General features: G+C 68.1%; 18 protein-coding genes and 1 pseudogene. 10 read left to right on the top strand and 9 right to left on the bottom strand.

Annotation, left to right across the window (positions count from 1 at the left end):
- Positions 1–51: 51 nt before the first annotated feature.
- Together AB0N02_RS38280 and purE are read left to right on the top strand one after the other, a co-directional pair.
- Positions 52–1,218, top strand: a complete 1,167-nt coding sequence (locus AB0N02_RS38280; protein WP_363957273.1) for a 5-(carboxyamino)imidazole ribonucleotide synthase — start codon at positions 52–54, stop codon at positions 1,216–1,218.
- Between the two features lie 175 nt (positions 1,219–1,393).
- Entirely contained in the window at positions 1,394–1,897 is a 504-nt protein-coding gene (gene purE, locus AB0N02_RS38275) for a 5-(carboxyamino)imidazole ribonucleotide mutase (RefSeq protein WP_363957270.1), read from the top strand.
- A 17-nt stretch (positions 1,898–1,914) separates the two neighbouring features.
- Here purE and AB0N02_RS38270 read toward each other — a convergent pair whose 3' ends face one another.
- Positions 1,915–2,928: a hypothetical protein gene (locus tag AB0N02_RS38270; RefSeq protein ID WP_363957267.1), complete on the bottom strand. Its 1,014-nt coding sequence runs from the start codon at positions 2,926–2,928 to the stop codon at positions 1,915–1,917.
- 49 nt (positions 2,929–2,977) lie between these two features.
- Between AB0N02_RS38270 and AB0N02_RS38265 the strand changes: the two genes are divergently transcribed.
- Together AB0N02_RS38265 and AB0N02_RS38260 are read left to right on the top strand one after the other, a co-directional pair.
- Positions 2,978–3,652: a TetR/AcrR family transcriptional regulator C-terminal domain-containing protein gene (locus tag AB0N02_RS38265; protein WP_363957265.1), complete on the top strand. Its 675-nt coding sequence runs from the start codon at positions 2,978–2,980 to the stop codon at positions 3,650–3,652.
- Positions 3,653–3,716: 64 nt separating this feature from the next.
- Positions 3,717–3,842, top strand: coding sequence for a hypothetical protein (locus tag AB0N02_RS38260; RefSeq protein ID WP_363957262.1), 126 nt, complete (start codon positions 3,717–3,719; stop codon positions 3,840–3,842).
- A gap of 18 nt (positions 3,843–3,860) precedes the next feature.
- Here AB0N02_RS38260 and AB0N02_RS38255 read toward each other — a convergent pair whose 3' ends face one another.
- Positions 3,861–5,090, bottom strand: coding sequence for an MFS transporter (locus AB0N02_RS38255; RefSeq protein WP_363957260.1), 1,230 nt, complete (start codon positions 5,088–5,090; stop codon positions 3,861–3,863).
- Positions 5,091–5,276: 186 nt separating this feature from the next.
- On the bottom strand, positions 5,277–6,095 hold the full coding sequence (locus tag AB0N02_RS38250; RefSeq protein ID WP_363957257.1) for an alpha/beta hydrolase: 819 nt from the start codon (positions 6,093–6,095) through the stop codon (positions 5,277–5,279).
- 328 nt (positions 6,096–6,423) lie between these two features.
- Between AB0N02_RS38250 and AB0N02_RS38245 the strand changes: the two genes are divergently transcribed.
- The 4 genes from AB0N02_RS38245 to AB0N02_RS38230 all read left to right on the top strand — a co-directional run bounded on the left by AB0N02_RS38245 (position 6,424) and on the right by AB0N02_RS38230 (position 10,082).
- Positions 6,424–6,660 carry a DUF397 domain-containing protein gene (locus AB0N02_RS38245; RefSeq protein WP_363957254.1) on the top strand — a complete coding sequence of 79 codons (237 nt, stop codon included), beginning with the start codon at positions 6,424–6,426 and terminating at the stop codon, positions 6,658–6,660.
- A 528-nt stretch (positions 6,661–7,188) separates the two neighbouring features.
- Positions 7,189–8,679 (top strand): alpha/beta fold hydrolase, encoded by a 1,491-nt coding sequence (locus tag AB0N02_RS38240; RefSeq protein ID WP_363957251.1) that lies wholly within the window; start codon positions 7,189–7,191, stop codon positions 8,677–8,679.
- A 354-nt stretch (positions 8,680–9,033) separates the two neighbouring features.
- Positions 9,034–9,861, top strand: coding sequence for a helix-turn-helix transcriptional regulator (locus tag AB0N02_RS38235; protein WP_363957248.1), 828 nt, complete (start codon positions 9,034–9,036; stop codon positions 9,859–9,861).
- Complete coding sequence (locus AB0N02_RS38230) at positions 9,846–10,082, top strand: DUF397 domain-containing protein (protein ID WP_363957246.1); 237 nt, start codon at positions 9,846–9,848, stop codon at positions 10,080–10,082. The genes AB0N02_RS38235 and AB0N02_RS38230 overlap by 16 nt, the downstream gene beginning before the upstream one ends.
- A 140-nt stretch (positions 10,083–10,222) precedes the next feature.
- Here the strand turns inward: AB0N02_RS38230 and AB0N02_RS38225 are convergent, their stop codons facing one another.
- Entirely contained in the window at positions 10,223–11,542 is a 1,320-nt protein-coding gene (locus AB0N02_RS38225) for a UDP-glucose/GDP-mannose dehydrogenase family protein (RefSeq protein ID WP_363957243.1), read from the bottom strand.
- A gap of 273 nt (positions 11,543–11,815) precedes the next feature.
- Here AB0N02_RS38225 and AB0N02_RS38220 point away from each other — a divergent pair, with 273 nt between their 5' ends.
- A complete protein-coding gene (locus AB0N02_RS38220) occupies positions 11,816–12,979 on the top strand; it encodes an acyl-CoA dehydrogenase family protein (RefSeq protein WP_363957240.1) in 1,164 nt (387 codons plus the stop codon).
- A gap of 272 nt (positions 12,980–13,251) precedes the next feature.
- On the opposite strand, the gene AB0N02_RS38215 is transcribed toward AB0N02_RS38220, so the two are convergent.
- Together AB0N02_RS38215 and AB0N02_RS38210 are read right to left on the bottom strand one after the other, a co-directional pair.
- Positions 13,252–14,454 (bottom strand): helix-turn-helix transcriptional regulator, encoded by a 1,203-nt coding sequence (locus AB0N02_RS38215; protein ID WP_363957237.1) that lies wholly within the window; start codon positions 14,452–14,454, stop codon positions 13,252–13,254.
- Positions 14,451–14,759 carry an antibiotic biosynthesis monooxygenase gene (locus AB0N02_RS38210; protein ID WP_363957234.1) on the bottom strand — a complete coding sequence of 103 codons (309 nt, stop codon included), beginning with the start codon at positions 14,757–14,759 and terminating at the stop codon, positions 14,451–14,453. Before AB0N02_RS38210 ends, AB0N02_RS38215 begins: the two co-directional genes overlap by 4 nt.
- Before the next feature lie 156 nt (positions 14,760–14,915).
- Between AB0N02_RS38210 and AB0N02_RS38205 the strand changes: the two genes are divergently transcribed.
- Positions 14,916–15,515 (top strand): hypothetical protein, encoded by a 600-nt coding sequence (locus AB0N02_RS38205; protein ID WP_363957231.1) that lies wholly within the window; start codon positions 14,916–14,918, stop codon positions 15,513–15,515.
- 245 nt (positions 15,516–15,760) lie between these two features.
- On the opposite strand, the pseudogene AB0N02_RS38200 reads toward AB0N02_RS38205, so the two are convergent.
- The 3 genes and pseudogenes from AB0N02_RS38200 to AB0N02_RS38190 all read right to left on the bottom strand — a co-directional run.
- Positions 15,761–15,973, bottom strand: a pseudogene (locus AB0N02_RS38200) (DDE-type integrase/transposase/recombinase); the annotation flags it as partial.
- A gap of 152 nt (positions 15,974–16,125) precedes the next feature.
- Positions 16,126–18,003, bottom strand: coding sequence for an ATP-dependent endonuclease (locus tag AB0N02_RS38195; RefSeq protein WP_363957397.1), 1,878 nt, complete (start codon positions 18,001–18,003; stop codon positions 16,126–16,128).
- A 573-nt stretch (positions 18,004–18,576) separates the two neighbouring features.
- Complete coding sequence (locus tag AB0N02_RS38190) at positions 18,577–19,017, bottom strand: hypothetical protein (protein ID WP_363957228.1); 441 nt, start codon at positions 19,015–19,017, stop codon at positions 18,577–18,579.
- Positions 19,018–19,405: the final 388 nt, after the last annotated feature.

Raw genomic sequence — 19,405 nt, 5'->3', positions numbered from 1 at the left:
AACCCCGGCCCCCGCCTGTTCCCGTACGGCAGGCCGGTAAACTCGACCGTCGTGAGCAGCCCTTCTTCGGCCGGTCCCATCGGTCCCATCGGTCCTGTCGTCGGCGTCATCGGAGCGGGCCAGCTGGCCCGGATGACCCAGCAGGCGGCCATCGCCCTCGGAATGGAACTTCGGGTGCTGGCCAACTCGCCCGACGAGAGCGCGGCCCGGGTGATCGCAGACGTGCGCCTGGGCGACTACCGCGACCTGGCGGACCTGCGCGACTTCGCCAAGGGATGCGACGCGATCACCTTCGACCACGAGCACGTGCCGACCGAGCACATCCGCGCCCTGGCCGAGGACGGCTTCGCCGTGCACCCCGGGGCCGACGCGCTCGTGCACGCCCAGGACAAGGCCGTGATGCGCGAGCGGCTGACCGCGATCGGCGCCCCGTGCCCGCCGTGGCGGCGGATCGCCGAGGTCGCCGACGTGGAGGAATTCGCCGGGGAGAACGGCTGGCCGGTCGTGCTCAAGGCCGTGCGCGGCGGCTACGACGGCCGCGGCGTCTGGGTGTGCCGCTCGGCAGAGGAGGCCGCCGAGGTGCTGGCCACCGGGGTGCCGCTGATGGCCGAGGCCTTCGTGCCGTTCGAGCGCGAGCTGGCCGTCCTGGTCGCAAGGTCGCCGCACGGGCAGGGCGTCAGTTACCCCGTCGTCGAGACCGTCCAGCGTGACGGGATCTGCGTCGAGGTGCTCGCTCCCGCCCCCGGCCTCGACGCCGAGCAGGCCGCCGAGGCGCAGCGGATCGCCCTGCGGATCGCCCACGAGCTCGGCGTGACCGGGCTGCTCGCCGTCGAGATGTTCGCCACCGCCTCCGGGCTGGTGGTCAACGAGCTGGCCATGCGCCCGCACAACAGCGGCCACTGGACCATCGACGGCGCCCGCACCTCCCAGTTCGAGCAGCACCTGCGCGCCGTGCTGGACCTCCCGCTCGGCTCGCCCTCCATGTCGGCCCCCGTCGTGGTGATGGCCAACCTCCTGGGCGGCGACGACCCCGACCTTTTCTCCCGCTACGAGCACGTGATGGCCCACGACCCGGGAGTGAAGATCCACTTCTACGGCAAGGAGGTACGGCCCGGCCGCAAGATCGGTCACGTCACCGCCTTCGGCACCGACCTCGACGAGGTCAGGGCCCGTGCCCGGCACGCCGCCGTCTACCTCAGCGAGGGCGTCTACACCTGATCATCCGGAGGTGCCCGCCCACGGGCGCCCCGGACCCGTCACCCGCCCGGCGCCCGGCCGGGCACGGCACCACCACATGTCACAACGGCACCGTCCACCACCGGCACCACCGGCACCACCGGCATCACCGGCACCACTGCGAACGCGGCCCCCGGCCGCGAGGCGAGGAGAACGCATGACCACCGTCGGCATCGTCATGGGCAGCGACTCCGACTGGCCGGTGATGCGGCTGGCGGCCGAGGCGCTGGCCGAGTTCGGGGTGCCGTTCGAGGCCGACGTGGTCTCCGCGCACCGCATGCCCGAGGAGATGATCGCCTACGGCGCGCAGGCGGCCGGGCGCGGCCTGAAGGTGATCATCGCCGGGGCCGGGGGAGCCGCCCACCTGCCGGGCATGCTCGCCTCGGTGACCCCGCTGCCGGTGATCGGCGTCCCGGTGCCGCTGAAGTACCTCGACGGCATGGACTCCCTGCTCTCGATCGTCCAGATGCCCGCGGGGGTCCCGGTCGCCACCGTCGCCGTCGGCGGCGCCCGCAACGCGGGTCTGCTGGCCGTACGCATCCTGGCGGCCTCCGACGAGGGGCTGCGCGCCAAGATGGAGCGCTTCCAGGAGTCGCTCAAGGAGCAGGCCCACGCCAAGGGCGCCAAGCTCCGCGCCGAGGCGGCCCAGCTCGGCGGCTGAGCCGTACGGACTTCCGCTCAGCTCTCCCGGGGCCAGGAGGCGTAGGCGTGGAAGGCCTCCTTCGGCTCCCACGGCATGTCCGGATATGTCGTCCCTTTCTGGTCGCGGTAGCACGCGACGAGGCCGTAGGCGGCCAGGTCCAGGTCGTGCCGGGGGTCGGGATCGCGGGGATAGCTGTAGCTCGCGAAGGTGAAGGCGAAAGCCGTCTCGACGCCCGCCTCCGCGAAGATGTCGAGCAGGTCGCGCAGGTAGGCGGCCTGCTCGTGCTCGTCGCGGACCAGGCCGGGCCGTACGGCGGGCGGCGTGGCCCGCCGGTCGACGACCGTCCAGCCCATGGCGCCCCTGGCCGCCGCGCCGCGATGGGTGCAGCAGCCGAACTCCGTGATCGCCACCGGCTTGCCGTGCCCGAGATAGGCGCGTGTCCTCTCCGGGAAGGCCGCCTCGTTCGAGGCGTCGCGATAGAGGTCGACGGAGACGAGGTCGAAGATCGACCAGTCCACCTCCTCCCAGGGGCCCGAGGCGTAGGTGACGGGACCGGCGAACTCGGCCCTGACCGTCGCCGTCGCCTCGGCGAGGAACCGGTTGAGCCTCCGGTGCCACGAACCCCTGACCGCGAGGTTGGCCAGCAGCCGGGGAACCGAGGAGAAGGTCCGCATCCGGGCGAAGGCGTCCCCGCCCAGCACCAGGCCGCGCATGAAGAACGTCAGCTCCCTGCCCACCACGAACACCACGTCGGGGGAGCCGAGTTCGCGGGCCGTACGGGCGCAGGCGGCGAGATAGGGCAGCCACTCGCGCCGGCCCGAGTTGAACAGGTCGGGGGAGAGCCACACGTGCAGCCCCGCCTCCAGCGCGTACGCGGCGGCGACGCGCAGCCGGTCGGGATCCTCCCCGAAGATCCGTACGGCCGAGCAGCCGAGATCCCGCCGGATGATCTCCATCTCCCGGCGGACCGTCACCGGGTCGAAGACCGGACGTGAGGGCCGGTCGGCCGAGGCGCGCATCCCGACGTCGTAGTTGACGGCCTTCTCCATGGAGAGCCTCCTTGTCGATACAACGTATCAACAAGCTACGCTGTATCGAGTGAGAAGTGTGATCTGGGAACGCCCCGAACCCGGCAGGCGCAGGGTCGTCCCGCTGAGCCGGGAACGCATCGTGGCCACGGCCGTCGCGCTCGCCGACGCGGAGGGGATCGACGCGGTCACCCTGCGCCGGGTCGCCGCCGAGCTGGGCACCGGCCCCATGCGGCTCTACGGCTACCTGGACTCCAAGGACGACCTGCTCGATCTCATGGTCGACGAGATCTGCGGGCGCATCCCGCTGCCGGAGCCCGGACCCGGATGGCGCCACGACGTCCGGATCCTCGCCCAGAACACCCAGCTGACCGCCCGTCGCCATCCGTGGTACGTCACGCTGGCCGGCCGGCACCCCCTCTACGGCCCGAACGGCCTGCGCTACACCGAGCGGCTCTTCGCCGCCGTCTCCCGCGCGGGCCTGGACGCCCGCGCGACCGTCGTGGCCGTCAACGCCGTCACCGCCTACATCGTCGGATTCCTCCAGCTCGAACTCCTCAACGTGCCCCTGGGCGGCCCCGAGCCGCGCCCGTCCGACGAGAGGCTGGCCTATCTGGCCCGCGCCCTCGCCACCGGCGCCTACCCCGCCCTCGCCCGCCTCTTCGCCGAGCTCACCCCGATCCCGGCGGAGGAGGTCTTCGCCGACGGGCTGGAACGGGTGCTCGACGGTGTCGCGGGCGCGTGATGGCCTACATCGGGACATCAGGGGAAGGAGGGAACCTCCAGGAAGGCACGGGAGGTTGGAGACCATGAGGAACGCGATACGCGGTGCCCTCGGAGTGACGGTCGCGGTGCTGGCGGTGTTCGGCGGCATGGGAGCGGGGGGTGCCCACCGGGGCACGGACAGTGCGGTGAGCTCCACCCCGTCCCGCTGATCCCGCCGGTAGGCCGCGCTACGACGTCCGCCGGGCGCCCTCCCGGCGATCGCCGTACACCATGGCGAGGGCGACGCAGAGGTACGGCACGGCGAACAGCGCGAAGATCACGCCGTGTCCGGTGAAGGAGGACAGGGCGGCGTAGACGCCGTACACCAGCACCGTGGCCGCGTCCATGCCGAGGCCCGCGAGCGAGGTCACCGTCGCCCTGCTCGGCCCGGTGATCGTCCCCTGAAGCCTGGCGTCGGCCACCACGTCGGCCAGCTGGAAGACGCAGAAACCCGCTCCCACCAGCACCAGCCCCGCGGGCCGGCCGGTCAGCGCGCCCGCCGCCATGGTGAGTGAGGCCACGGCGAGCAGCCCGGCGAAGACCCTGACCGGCAGCCGCCCGGCGACCCCCGCCAGCAGGCCGCCGACCGCCACCCCTCCCCAGACGATGAGCACGAGCATCGGCACGACCGTCTCCGAGACGCCGGTCGCGGCGGCCAGGAGCGGGACGTACTCCTCAAGGCCGCCCCAGATCGCGGTCACCACCGCGACCAGCACCAGGGCTCCGCGCACCGGCCGGTTGTGCCGGACCTCGGCGAGCCCCGCCCGCAACACGGCGACATAGCGCCCCCCGTTCCCCTCGTCCGGGGCGTCCGCGTGCCGCCCCGCCCCGGCGCGGTGCTCGGGCAGCGCCGCCCCGGCGAGCGAGCACAGCAGGCAGGTCAGCACGCTGGCCGTACCGAGCGCGAAGTAACCGCCGACGGCGAGCACCGGCGTCGCGGCCGCGGTGGCCGCCGCGACCGCGACCAGACCGATGGTGCGAACCCGCCCCATGACCGTGACGTACTGCTCGGCGGAGCCGAGACGGTCGAGCTCCTCGTAGACGAGGGCCTCCATCGAGCCCGAGCGGAGCGAGGCACCGGCGTTCCAGAGCACGAAGCCGAGCGCGAACGACCAGTAGGAGGGGATCAGGAACCACAGGGCGAAGCCCGCCGCCGCCAGCAGCGGTCCGAGCGACAGCAGCAGACGGCGGGAGACGGCGTCGGCCCACGCCCCGGAGGGGATCTCCAGCAGCATGCCGGAGACGGCGCCGATGATGAACAGCGAGGAGATCTCGGACACCGACAGACCGGTGTCGGCGAACAGCAGCGCATAGACCGGGTAGAGGAGGACGAAGTCCTCAAGAGCGGCATAGATGTAGAGCGCTCGGGTCAGCCGCTTCACGCGGGCGCCGGACGCCCGCGGAGACAGTGCGATCATGAGGTCTTTCCACGAGACGAGACGGAAGGGGGCTCCAGGTGCTCGATGGCGCCCGGTGGCCCGCGGCATCCGGTCCCGCTCGGACCTCTGCTGCTTCATCAATGTCGTCGGATCATGCGAGGAGTATACGGACGCCCTCGGCGTCCGCCCTCCCATTTTCTCCCGGGGGCTCCTCGCCCTCCCCGGTCAGCCCTTGATCAGGTCGAGGAGGTCGGCGTTCAACCGCTCCCTGTGGGTGACGAACAGGCCGTGGCCTCCGGTCGGATACTCCTTGTAGACGCTGCCCGGCACCAGCCCGGCGGTGCGCCTGCCGGTCATCTCCACGGCCGCGGACTGGTCCGCGGCGCCGTGGACGACCAGCGTGGGAACGGTGATCGCGCGCAGTCCCTCCCGGTGGTCGGCGTGGAAGCTCGACCGCCACACCTCGGTCGTCGCCATGGGCGACGTCTCCAGGCACTGCCGCATCGTGAGGTCGACCAGCGCGGGCGAGACGTCGTTGCCCAGATGCGTGGCGTAGAAACCCTGCGCCCGCTGGGCGAACCAGCCGGGCCGGTCGCTCTGGAACCGCGCGATCACGGCCTTGCACACGGCCTCGGGCGCCCCCTCGGGATTGTCGTCCGTCCTCTTCAGGAAGGGCAGGACCGCGGACACGAACGCGACGCGCGCGACACGCTCCTCCCCGTGTCTGGCCAGGTAGCGAGCCACCTCGGCGCCGCCGGCCGAGTGACCGACCAGGGTGATCTCCCGCAGGTCGAGGTGTTCGACCAGGGTGGCGAGGTCGTCGGCCCTGGTGTCCATGTCGTATCCCCCGGAGGGGCGGTCGGAACGGCCGTGCCCGCGCCTGTCGAGGAGCACACACCGGTATCCCCGATCGACGAAGAACGGCACCTGGTACTCCCACATGTCCGAGCTCAGTGCCCAGCTCGCGACGAACACGATCGGCGCACCGGTGCCGTAGTCCTCGTAGGCGAGCCGGGTGCCGTCGGCACTTTCGAAGTAAGGCATGGCGGGTCTCCTCGATGATCGGAGGAAGCGGTGGTTTCCGCTGATCAAAATGCTAGAAGGGGACACCGGCCGCGAAATCAGTCATCCCTTAGGTAATTCCGGACGACTCCTTAGGCACCCCCTACCCACGCCCCTCGGGAAGGCCCTCACCACCCACCCGCTTGATCCCTCCGTTCGTTGCGGGGAGTGAGAACGCCCCGGATACTGTGTCGTGGAGTCCCTCCCGGGAGGGCACACCGTCGGCCGTTTCCACGAAGTGGCGGAGAACCCGGCGTTCACCGGGAATCCACGCGGGCGGCCGCCGACCCGACAGCGAAGGCGAGAAGACGTGGAAGCAGACCTGAGCAAGGCCGTCTGGCGCAGGGCGGCCGTGAGCGGTGACACCGACGGCGACTGCGTCGAGGTGGCCGTGATCGACACCGCGGACACCGGCCACAAGGCCGGCCTGGGCTCGCTGTACGTGCTGCGCGACTCGAAGAACCCCGACGGCCCGAAGCTGTTCTTCACCCGCTCCGAGTGGGACGCCTTCGTCGGCGGAGTGAAACTCGGCGAGTTCGACAACTGACCCCCACGGGACTCCCCTCCACCCCCCAGAAGTCCCGCCAGGCGATGGGTGGGCAACAGCCGTCCCACCGAAGCCGCCGCCCCACGGGTGGGTGGGCCCTTCCCAAGTGGGCGCAGCTTTCCACCCCGGCCCTGCGCTCCTTTCGAAAGCGAGGCTTCAGCAGCGGCGATCGATCATGCGGGGAGCTTGGCGGATCGCTTCAGCCTTCATGAGGGCGATGGGCGGCCGGAGAGGGAGCGGCTACGGCGGCCAGGTCGTACGGCGGGGCGGGTAGTGCGCGGAGGTGGGTGGGTGGTCCGGCCGGCGTATAAAAGGACAGAAACCACCGCGCCCGCCAGGCCGAAGGCCTGAACACACCAGACCCCGACTAACGACGGCCGGCCGGACCACCCACCCACCGCAGCGCGAACAAGCCACGTCCACCGCAGCGCGAACACACCGAACCACCCACCGCAGCCTGAACACACCACCCGCGATGAAAACATTGGGCCTGGTGAGATCTGGGGTAAAACACCAACAATTCCGATCGTGACATTGACATCGATCGTTCTCGCCCTGTCCACCGTTCTGTCGAGCCCTTTGCCCGCTGTCACCCCGGCACCCGCACCCCCCGCCTGGTGCCCCGAGATCCCCGGACACCGCGTCGAATGCGGCACGCTCGATCGCCCGCTGATCCCGGGGAAAACCGTCACCGTCGGCTACGCCCGAGTCCTACGGCAAAACGAGGCCGTACCCGCCAAGGGAACGATCATGGTCAACCCGGGCGGTCCAGGAGGACAGGCGATCGCTCAGCACGCCACCTTCACCGCCCTGCTCGACGGCCTGCTCGCCGACCACGACCTGCTGCTCGTCGACCCGCGTGGAGTGGGCCGGTCGACCCCCCTGACCTGCGGCGTCCCGGCGAGCGCCGCGGTGACCGAACCGAGGGAGAAGCTGCTGCGGCTGGTCGGCCGATGCGGGAGCAACCTGGGACCGCGCGCCGGAGGGTACACCTCGGCAGCGACCGCCGACGATCTCAACGCCGTCCGGGCCGCCCTGGGAATCCCGAAGGTCGTGCTGTACGGAATCTCGTACGGCACCTACCTCCTGCCCGTCTACGCCCAGCGTCACCCGGGCACGGTCCAGTCCGTCGTGCTCTCCGCCGCCTACCCGATCGACCTCGACCCGCTGGGCAGGGAGAGTGCGCAGGCGGTCTCCTCGGCGCTGAGGCGGATCTGCGAACGCGGTGGCGGAGCCTGTGACGGGGAGCGGGCCGTACGGGACCTGGCCAGGGTGGCCGCCAGGCTGCGGGCCGTACCTCTCGGTGTCCCGCTCCGGGTCGGCGACGAGACCAGGAGGATCGCCCTCACCGAGGACCGCCTGGCGCAGCTGGTCTACTCGTCGATGAGCGTCGCCGTCGGCGCGGCCCCGTCGGAGACCCCGGCGATCGGCAGGCTGCCCAGGGCGCTGTACCGCGCCGCCCGCGGTGACGACCGGGAGCTGGCCGCCCTCGCGGGCGAGGTGCTGGCCGGGGACCTGGCCGCCTACCAGGGCATGGACATGGGCATCGCGGCCACCGTCTCGTGCAACGACTATCCCAGGCCGTGGCCGGTCGAGGCCTCGGTCGCCGAACGCCGCCGCCGCTTCGAGCGGGCCGTCGAGCAGGCCGGACCCGGTGAGTTCGGCGCCTTCAGCGCGCGGGGGTTCGCCACCGCCCAGGCGGACGCGGGCGACTACTGCCTGCGCTGGCCCGCGAAGGGCACCGGCAGGCCGTACGTCTCGACGGGCCGTTTCCCCGATGTCCCGGTCCTGGTGCTCAACGGCGACCTGGACGGTATCACCGCCGAGGCCAACGGCCGCAGGGCCGCCGCGCAGTTCGCCCGCGGGGTCTTCCTGCCGGTGCCCAACGTCGGCCACGTGCCCGAGTTCGAGCCCAGCGGCTGTGTCGCGGGCATCGTCACCGAGTTCGTCCGCGAGGGCGGAACGGGCGACACCTCATGCCTCGCCGCCATCCCGCCCGTCAAGGTCGTCGCGCCGTAACCCCGTAACGCCGATCGGCGCCCCCCGGGCGGTTCGGTGAGGTAAGGAGATGACGCTCCGTAATAAGCCCCGCAATAAGAGGAAATCCCGATCTCTTCGTTCTGCACCTCTTCGGGACTCTCCAAGCCTTTCCGAACCGTCGTCGGCCCCTCGCGCGAGGGGCCGTGACGTGGAGTGATTCGTAGACGATCGATGCCGGTCGTCGGGTTTCACGTCGCTGATCTTCATGTGTTTTGGGGATGCGCTTCCCAACAGGACGGCGCCACATTACCGTGCGTGATGAAGTCGTTACCGAATCCGCGACCGTGTCCTTCGGTGGCCGCGGTGTGATTCCGGCGTGAGACAGGAGTTCGGATGCCCCCGTCGCGTGAGCTCGACAGCAGGTCCAGCCCGCTGGCGTTCTTCGCAGCAGAGCTTCGCCGTCTGCGCGACCAGGCCGGCTGGACCCAGGAGCAGCTCGCCGAGGCGATCTCATACTCCGCCACCCTGGTCGGCATGGTCGAGACCGCCCAGCGCAATCCGTCGCGTGACTTCGTCGAGCGCTGCGACCGGATGCTCAACACCGGGGGGACGCTCATGCGGGTCTGGCCGATACTCGGCCAGGTCGCCTATCCGCCCTGGTTTCGCGAGTGGGTGGAGATCGAACGCCAGGCGCACACCCTGAGAAACTGGCAGCCGCTGGTGTTTCCCGGGCTGCTGCAGACCCCCGACTACGCCCGCGCGCTGCTCAAGGGACGCCGCGCGGTGGCCGAGGAGCGGATAGAGGAGCTGGTGGCCGCGCGGATCGAGCGCCAGAGCCTGCTGCACGGCGCCAACCCGCCCCTGCTGTGGGCGGTGATCGACGAGAGCATGCTCTACCGGAGGGTCGGCAGCCCGGAGATCATGCGCGGTCAGATCGCCGCCGTCATAGCGGCGATGGAGAACCGCTACGTCTCGGTCCAGATCATGCCCGGGGACGTCGCCGTCACGGCGGGTCTGAGCGGGGCGTTCGTCATCGCGAGCGTCACGGGCGGTGCGGACACCGCCTATGTGGACTGCGCGGCGGAGGGACGTATCACCGACCATCCGCGCGACGTGGCGGAGATCCGTATGCGTTACGAAGAGCTCCGCACGGAGGCCATGTCCCCGCGCGCGAGCATCGACCTCATGACGAAGGTGATGGAGACATGGAAGCAGACCTGAGCGGAGCCGTCTGGCTTAAGGCGTCCCGGAGCAGCGACAACGGTGGCGAATGCGTCGAGGTGGCCGTGCTCGGGGCTCCCGGCACGGGGCACCGGGCGATCTCTCCCTCCCTTCGTGTGCTGCGCGACTCGAAGGACCCCGACGGCCCGAAGCTGTTCTTCACCCACTCCGGATGGGCCGAGTTCGTCGCCGGGGTGAAACACGGCGAGTTCGACAGCTGATCTCCAGCGGCCCGGGTAGCCGGACGGCCGGGAACGGTCACCGGTGTGACGGGCGAGACATCTCGCCCGTCACACCCGGCGGACAGCGGAAAGAGCGCACGGCATCACGAGGGAGCGGAGCGCGGGGGCGGGTCTGCCCGTCAGGGCCGGCCGAGAGCCCGGTAGTGCCAGCCCGCGGTGCGCCAGACCTCGGCGTCGAGGGCGTTGCGGCCGTCGACGATCTTGCGGGCGGCGACCACGGTGCCGAGCTCTTCGGGATCGAGGTCGACGAACTCCTGCCACTCGGTCAGCAGCAGCACGACATGGGCGTCGCGGGCGGCCTCCACGGCGGAGGTGCCGAAGGAGAGGTGGGGATGCGCCCGGCGGGCGTTCTCCTGGGCGACGGGATCGTAGACGGTGACCTGACCGCCCTGCTGGCTGATCGTGACGGCGACGTCGAGGGCGGGCGAGTCGCGGATGTCGTCGGAGTTGGGCTTGAACGCGGCTCCGAGGACGGTGACCGTGCATCCCTGGAAGGAGCCTCCGGTCAGTTCGCGGGCCAGGTCGACCATGCGGGCCCGGCGGCGCATGTTGATCGCGTCGACCTCGCGCAGGAAGGTCAGTGCCTGGTCGGCGCCCAGCTCTCCGGCGCGGGCCATGAAGGCGCGGATGTCCTTGGGCAGGCAGCCGCCGCCGAAGCCCAGGCCGGGGTTGAGGAACTTGCCGCCGATGCGGTCGTCGAAGGACAGCGCCAGCGACAGCTGCTTGACATCGGCGTGGGAGGCCTCGCACACCTCGGCCATCGCGTTGATGAAGGAGATCTTGGTGGCGAGGAAGGCGTTGGCGGCGACCTTGACCAGCTCGGCGGTCGGGTAGTCGGTGATCACCATCGGGGTGCCCCGCTCCAGCATGGGGGCGTACACCTCGCGCATGATCTTCTCGGCCTTGTCGGAGGCCACGCCCAGCACGATCCGGTCGGGGTGCAGCGTGTCCTGTACCGCGAAGCCCTCGCGCAGGAACTCCGGGTTCCACGCCAGCTCGGCTCCGGCGCCGATGGGCGCCAGCTGTACGAGCTTGTCGGCCAGTCGCCGGGCGGTGCCGACGGGAACCGTGGACTTGCCGACGACCAGACACTCACGCTTCAGATGCGGGGCCAGTGATTCGATCGCGGAGTCCAGATAGGAGACGTCCGCTCCGTACTCGCCGGGTTTCTGCGGGGTGCCCAGGCACAGGAAGTGCACGTCGCCGAACGCCGCGGCCTCCTCGTACGAGGTGGTGAAGCGCAGTCGTCCGTTGGCGAGGTTACGCCGGAGGACCTCCTCCAAGCCGGGTTCGTGGATGGGCAGGTCGCCGGCCTGTAGGCGGGCGATCTTCTCCGTGTCCACGTCGACGCCGAGGACCTCGAAGCCCAACTCCGCCATGCATGCCGAGGTCGTCGCGCCCAGGTATCCGGTTCCCACCATCGTCAGGCGGTAGGCCACAGGTGTTCCTTTCGGTTTCCGGCCGATTCTGTGCCGTCAGCGTATCGGCATCCCTCTTCAGGCACACTGTCGCCACCTGCATATATATCTAAGCGGCATTCCGGAAGATTTACCTGTAACTCACCAGGGGTGAGAGGCCGGTTCAGATGGCCGTACCGGTCGGCGGCCCGGTCCGATGGGCGGGCACGGACACGCATCCGCCTGAGATGGCCGGGCCTGAGAACACCCGACCTGGAGCGGTTCATATTTTGTTGGACGTCCTAGTATTTCCTTATGAGCTTCCCTCTCTATGCGCTGTCCGAGGAGCACGAGATGCTCCGGGAGACCGTCCGTGCCCTTGCCGACGAGAAGATCGCCCCTCGTGCCGCCGAGGCCGACGAGACGGGGGAGTTTCCCTGGGACGTCTACAAGGCGCTCGTCGCGGCCGATCTGCACGCGGTACACGTTCCCGAGGAGTACGGCGGCGCGGGAGCCGACGCGCTCGCGGCCGTCATCGTCATCGAGGAGGTGGCGCGGGCCTGCGCCTCGTCCTCGCTGATCCCCGCAGTCAACAAGCTGGGCACCGTCCCGCTGCTGCTGTCCGGCTCGGGAGAGCTCAAGGAGCGCTACCTCGCGCCGGTCGCGCGAGGGGAGGCGATGTTCTCCTACGCCCTGTCGGAGGCGGAGGCGGGCAGTGACGCGGCCGCCATGAAGACCCGCGCCGTGGCCGACGGCGACCACTACGTGCTCAACGGCGCCAAGATGTGGATCACCAACGCCGGGGTCTCCGAGTACTACACGGTGATGGCCGTGACCGAGCCCGGCGTCGGAGCCAGGGGCATCTCCGCGTTCGTGGTGGAGAAGGGCGACGAGGGCGTCAGCTTCGGGGCCAAGGAGCGCAAGCTCGGCATCAAGGGCTCCCCGACCCGCCAGGTCATCTTCGAGAATGTGCGAATCCCGGCCTCCCGCATGATCGGCGACCCGGGCACCGGCTTCAAGACCGCCCTGGCCACCCTGGACCACACGCGCGTCACGATCGCCGCCCAGGCGCTCGGCATCGCCCAGGGCGCGCTGGACTACGCGATCGGCTATGTCAAGGAGCGCAAGCAGTTCGGCAAGGCTGTCGCCGAGTTCCAGGGCGTCCAGTTCATGATCGCGGACATGGCGATGAAGCTGGAGGCCGCCAGGCAGCTCACCTACGCCGCCGCCGCCAAGTCCGAGCTGGCGATGCACGGCCGGCCGCAGAAGGACCTCACCTTCTTCTCCAGCGCCGCCAAGTGCGCCGCCTCGGACGCCGCCATGGAGATCACCACCGACGCCGTCCAGCTCCTCGGCGGGTACGGCTACACCAGCGACTACCCGGTGGAGCGCATGATGCGCGACGCCAAGATCACCCAGATCTACGAGGGCACCAACCAGATCCAGCGCCTCGTCATGGCCCGCCAGCTCCTCAAGTAGGCCCCTGAACAGGGGAAACTCTGCCCTCGGCAAGATTTCCCCGTGTCCTCTTCGGGGCATAGGTGATCTTCTGAATGTCCCTGTTCCGCCCCGCGTTCCGTGAGACGCGGGGCGGCCTCGGGCTTATCTTTCATGCGACCCGCAATCAGGCCTCGCCTTCTCCGCGCTTCGCGCGTTTCGAACTCGGGCTGTGTCTCCTCGGGGCTTGTGCCCCGAACCCCGGGTGAGGGGTCTGCCGACCCCTCACACTCTCCGGTCACTGTCCGGCTCCCTTACGCCCCGACTCGACCGGCGAGTTCTCGCAGTTCAGGCGAGGGCAGGCCCTGCATGGTCAGCAGATCGGACACCAACTGGCGGACGACGCGGTGGTTGCGTACCTGCTCCGGCGCGATGGACTCGGCCTCCCGTAGAGCGGCCACGGCCTCGTCGACCTGGCGGCGCTGGGCGTGCGCGCGGGCCAGGTGAATGTGCAGCCGGGCGCGGCGTTCGCCGGAGAGCGTCGAGACATCCACCGCCGTCCCGGCCCGCAGGGCGTGACCGGCGTCGCCCAGCTCGACCGCCACGGCTACCTCGTGCAGGGCGACGTTGGCCGGGCCGAACTCGGTGTTGTAGTCGTTGCGCCCGTCGCCGAGCCGCTCGGCGATCTCGCGGGCCTTCGCCAGGTGCTGGTAGGCGGTGTCGGCGTCGTTGAGCAGGGAGGCGGCCATCGCGCGCTGCAGAGTGAGAGCGCCCCACAGCGACATGGCCTCGGGCTTGCCCTGGTCGGCCAGGAACCACAGTGCCTCCGAGGCCGTACGGGCCGTCTCCTCCACCTGGTCGAAGTGCCGTGCCCCCAGGAAGACAAAGCCGAGCCGGAAGGCGCCGGCCGCCACAAGGAGCGGATCGCCCGCCCGTTCGGCCGCGACGATCGCCCGGTCGGCGGCGATCCAGGCGGCCTCGGGCTCGCCCAGCTTGGTGAGCGCGGCCGAACACGCTTGGTAGGCCGCGGCGAGCAGTTTGAACAGCTCGGCCCGATGCTCCTCGGGAGCCGAACGTGCTGCGGTCTCCAACGCGGGCACCAACCCCTGGAGCAACTCGGTCAAATCCACGTACCGGCTCTCATGCGCCAGCTCCCAAGCCCGCTCGACCTGCGCTTTGAACTCTTCGGCGGGTGCGGCGGGTACGGGGTGCAGCATGGCCCGCAGGGAATGCACGCCCGACAGCAGGAGGCGAAGGCCCGCCGTTCCCGGGGTCTCCTCGGTGACGGCGGCGACCACCGGCGCCTCGGCGGCCAACTCCGACAGCGGCACGTCCAGGGCTTCGGCGACCTTCTCCAAGACCGACATGCGGTCGACCTTGCGCACCCCGCGTTCCACCTGGGACACCCAGGCCACCGATCGGTCGATCAGCCGTGCCAGCTCGGGCTGTGACAGGCCGCGTCGCTTGCGTTCCTGCGCGATGCGCCGTCCCAGCGCCCGTTGATACTCGGTACTCACCCTGTCGTTCCCTTACCGGCCTGCAGTTGGAGGAAGTCGACCTCGACCGAGGCCAGTAGATCATCGCGAGCGCCCAGGAAACGCCTGGTGTGCTCCTGCTCCTCATGCGCGTCGAAGGCCGCCCGGTCCCGGTACAGCTCGTAGAAGATCCGCTGTAGCGGCTGACCCTCGACCCGGTGTGCGGCGTACACCACCGTTCCCGGCTCGGCTTCCTGGATCTTCTCAACGGTCTGGCTGACCAGTTGGTCGAACGCCTCGGCGCTGGCCTGGTCTTTACAGGTGAATCGCACCATTAGTCCGAACATGGGCACCCTCCTCGGTCGCAGGCTCTACGAGATCAGTACTCATTGTGCGGGGCAAGTACCTCAAGTTGCTTGTACTAAGAGTACTGCACACGTACTTTTAGTACCGCAACGCAGGCGTCAACCTCCCTGACCTGCATGATCACGAGGTGAGCTGACATGATCCCGCCCCAAGCCCGCTGGGACGCCTCAAACGGACGGCGTCAGACCTTCCCTGGTACGAGGGAGCAGGTCCGCCAGGCCCGCCACTTCGCCGGGACGCACCTTCCCCACCACCCCGACGCCCAACTCATCATCAGCGAACTCGCCACCAACGCTGTCGAGCACACCCGCACCGGAGAACCGGGCGGAACCTTCACCGCCCTCATCAGACCCCGCCCCGACGGCACCGCCTACCTGCAGATTGAAGACCAGGGCGGCCCCACCGAGTTCGGCATCCCCACCCCCCGACCGCGAAGGCGGCCGAGGACTTCACCTCGTCGCAGCCCTCACCACCGCCTGGGGAGTCAAGGGCGGCGCCACCGGCCGTACTGTCTGGGCCGAACTACCCCCACCCGCCCCATGACCCAGACCCGCCTGTACTTACAGGCGCTCCGCGAACACTTCCCCGCCTGGGCATTCCTCTACGACCCGTTCGCCGACCGCTGGTTCGCCCTCCACGGCCGCAAGACCACCCTCACCGCCACCACCGCCCAAGAACTGGCAGCCCACGTCACCCATTTCCAAACCCGCCCACGACCGACCAGACCCCAACCATGACGATGACCCCGCCTGCCCCGTCGAACGCCTCAAACCGGTACTGTCGACCAGGGCCTCACCCAAACTCGCAGAGTCCCAACCGGCCGTCTGAGAACGGTCGCGGACGCGATCACGCCATGAGGCGCCGGCAGTTTTGAGCAGATCGGAGGCCTGGGCCTCCGCCGCACCAGCGAGATCGAAACAACTCTGGTGTTCGCCGGTCCATCCCATGATCATGACATTCTGTCGGCCGGTAGCCCATAAAGTTACAGGTGAGGGCGTTGCACGCCCTGGTCGGAATGGATGATCGCTCCTTTCGGCGGGGGCGTGACTGGGATGGCCATGCTGAGGGCGCTGGTCACCGGCGCGGCGGTGGGAGAAGCGTCGATGGACCAGCCGACCACTCGGCGTGAGTGGGCATCCAGCACCACGGCGCAGTACACCTTGCCCTCCCGGTTGGGTTTGGCGGTGACCCGGCCACATGCAGTCGGCGGGTGCCATGTTCTATGAACACCAGAACGTACAGGCGCTTCAGTGCGACAGTGAGGCTTTTTCATCTTGATGGCCTGGTGTGGCAGGCCGGTGGAGAACAGTGCCTCCGTGCAGCCAGCAGGAGCGCCGAGTGATTGATTTATCCTTCTGAGCAAAGCGTCATGGCTCGGGTGATGACATCGCTGATCCAGGCCGGCGGATCGGTGTGAGCGTTCTGGGAAGCATGCCGGTAGGTCATCGGGTGCTTGCCGTCCATGCCATTGTCGTTGGCAATAAGATCTTGGTGAGCTTCTCCCCACTCCGGCCACTCGGCTTCGACGTAGGTCTCCAAGGTGTCGTGGAAAACCGCATAGTCGTCGTACACCTTGGTCTGCGGGAAGTCCTCGATGTGTGCTTCCAAATACCCAAGCAGCATACGATTTGCCTGCTTGCGCTGCCGTACCCCGTCGGCGATTTTATCGGGATCCTTATTTTTGCTGCGGTCGCGATGCTCTCCACCGGCATCACCGTCGAATATGACGAAACAGGGCACCCCGAGTTCAGCGAGAACCGCATGCGCGATCGGCAGGATCCTCTTGCTCCCGGTGTCGACCACCACGATTCCGTTCCTATTGAGAGGATCGTTTCTTAGGCCACAGCCCTCGAAGAATCCCTGATCAGTGCCACCCTCAACAAGTATCGCGGCACGGGCAAACAGCGCTTCCGGAAGCGATTGCAAACAAATCCGATTGAGCTGCCGATAGACCTCATTGGTTTTGAAAGCGCCGTTGAGACGTTGGGCGATGGCTTCCTTAGACGTTGATTGGATCTGCACCGAGGTGCCGACACTCTCCGAGAGGGTCCTCGTCATTCGACGGATCTCCGTGAAGCCCTCGGGCTCCAAGAAGTACGGACTGTGGGTCGCGTACGAGACTTGTACGCCGTGTCCATCCTTACGTGCGATCTTGCGTAGTACGGTAGCGAACGCCCGGGCCTGAATAGGATGCTGGAACAGTTCCGGTTCCTCGATCGCCAAGAAGATGGTCCGATCGTGTTCAGTGGTCTTGCTCTCGGCCAGTAGCCGTAGAGCGGATATAAGCAGCGCGCGCTGAAAGCCGTGTCCCTGCTGATCGACCCGGGTTGTGGCCTTGCCGTCTAGGACAGAGACCTTGAATTGGACCTGTGGCATCTTGAACTCAGGGACAACAGGGGCCACGTTAATGCTCCGGCCGCTGGTGAGTTCACCGACCGCTGTAGTCAGGTCGTCCGACAGGGTTTCGAGTTGCTCGCTGAAGTGCTTGGTGTGGATGGTCTCTCGATTTGCATTGAAGATGATGCCGAGTTCCGTAAGTTCTTTGTCCGCCTCGGTTCGATCCACGGCCTGCTCAAGAATTCGTCCGATGATCGAGCTTTTGATGTCACGGCTCTCATCACCGGCCCGCAGGTCGGCACTGACGAAAACGTAGTCGAAGAGTCCAGTCATCTTCGCCTGGCCGGCGAAGCCGAAGAAGTGGGTATCCGCCTCGATCTCGGTGCCTTGGAGTTCGTGGGGATGCGCGGTCTCCCAAGCGATGAGCGCGGTGTCTACCTCTGCTGCGCTCCGGACAGTCGGCAGACCAAGGTCGGGTCGCTCTGTTCGCAGCTCGTTGTAGCAGTCACGCCGAGCCTTCGCGCCTTGCACATCTCTGACCTTGATGAACGAGGGATAGGCCAGAGCCCGACCGGAAAGCTTGTCGTATCCTCTTTCCCAGCGCCGCCACAGCCGTACGGTCTCCACGCCACCAGCGGCGTACTTGCCGAGCGCTGCTCGGTCAACGTCGGTGAGGTCGCAGAACTCCACCTCGACTGTGATCCGCTCCGGGTCTGCGCCGGTGGAGACATCATCGCTCGTGATCGGCGAGTTCCGGTCTCCGTTGAAGAACCAGTCGAGCGCGCGCAGCACAGACGACTTCCCGACCCCATTCGGTCCGATGAAGGTCGTGATGTCGTCGAACCGGATGTCCACATCCCGCAGACATCGATACCCCTGAATCCTCACCCGTTGAATCCGCACCCACGAATCTCATAGCTTTCAACGTGATCACGCAACCGAAATCCAGAAAGGAGTAGGAAATGTAGCGATTAGTCCTAAATAGGATGATTTGTCATCTTGTGGGGCTAAAGAATTGCGGGATTAGGGAGAGTCAGCCCCAGCCGCACCGTGTAGAAATGACAGCTTGGCGCTCATTCCACAGGATGGCTGGATACTTTCGTAAGCCTCTAGCTCGGCCCGAACCGAAGACGGAGTCGATGTCAGGCTGCAGGCATCTGCATGCTGATAACGCTACCGCTGCAGGTTGTCACTGCTCTGCCATACAGCGCGAGATACAGCAACACCGCCTCACACGATCACATGCCACCAGCGGCGACACGCACTTGGCCGTGGACGCAACCGGACGCCGCTGACGAGGCGTCTGCTCTTGCCTACGGATCAGGAGGTCAGGGGTTCGAATCCTCTCGGTCGCGTAGATGCGAGAAGGCCTCTGCGCAGGGATTATCTGCTCAGAGGCCTTCGTCTTTCTTGGATCGTCCGGGCTTCTCGCTAACAGGGTTGGTTCCCGGTCGGCTCCCGTCACTCTTCAAGTGTGATCAACGCGGCTTGTTCGAGAAGACCCCCGGAGAGGACCGCGAGCGCACCTGGGAGCCACATCGGCGCGTGCTCTTCCCCCCTGGACAGCAGCAGGGTGCCCCGGTCGTACGGCTTCTGCACGCCTGCCTGAACAAGGTGAACGACCACGGCGGACCCCCTCGCCAGCCAGGTATAGGCGGCGATGCTCACCTCAGGATTCAGGACCATGGCCAAGGTCAGGGTCAGGGTCAGCCCGGCAAGCCCCGTGCAGGCGATGAGCACCCTGCCCTTCACGGGCATACCGAGGCGAGCGGCATTGATCAGTGCGATGGTGGTGACGGCGACGCACCCGCCGAAGAAGGCCACGTATCCCTGCGACTGGAGCCGCCAGGGCCGGGCGCGTCCAGCCGCCACCGGCGGCTGAGCCGGCGAATCCGCAGACATCGCAGGAACGACCTCCAAGGTGTGATCTTGGGATTCTTCCCCATCCGGCCCGCCTCCGCCAGATGCCGGAACCTGACGGCACACCAGCGGACCCGCTGGGCGGAATGTCGTAGCGGGTCCACCGCGTCACGCCGAGGGTTGCGCTCTTTCCACTCCCCGATGGCCTTGGCGAAGACGCCGGCCGTGGAGACCTCCGCTGCGCGGATCATGCGGGCGTATACATGCGGGGTGATCGCTGGGTCGGCGTGCCCGAGCCGGGACGCGTCCCGTAAGACGCGGGGCGGCCCCGGCCCTACCCTCCGCGCGGTCGGCGATCGGGCCCTTCTGCGGCCTGCGATCGGGCCTTGCCTTCTCCGCGCTTCGCGCGTTCGGAGGCTTTTTCGCTCTC

It is taken from the genome of Streptosporangium sp. NPDC051022, assembly GCF_040683035.1.
In the GTDB taxonomy this organism is placed as follows: domain Bacteria; phylum Actinomycetota; class Actinomycetes; order Streptosporangiales; family Streptosporangiaceae; genus Streptosporangium.
Note: the sequence above shows the minus strand (reverse complement) of the source record. Positions and strands in the feature narration are given on the sequence as shown.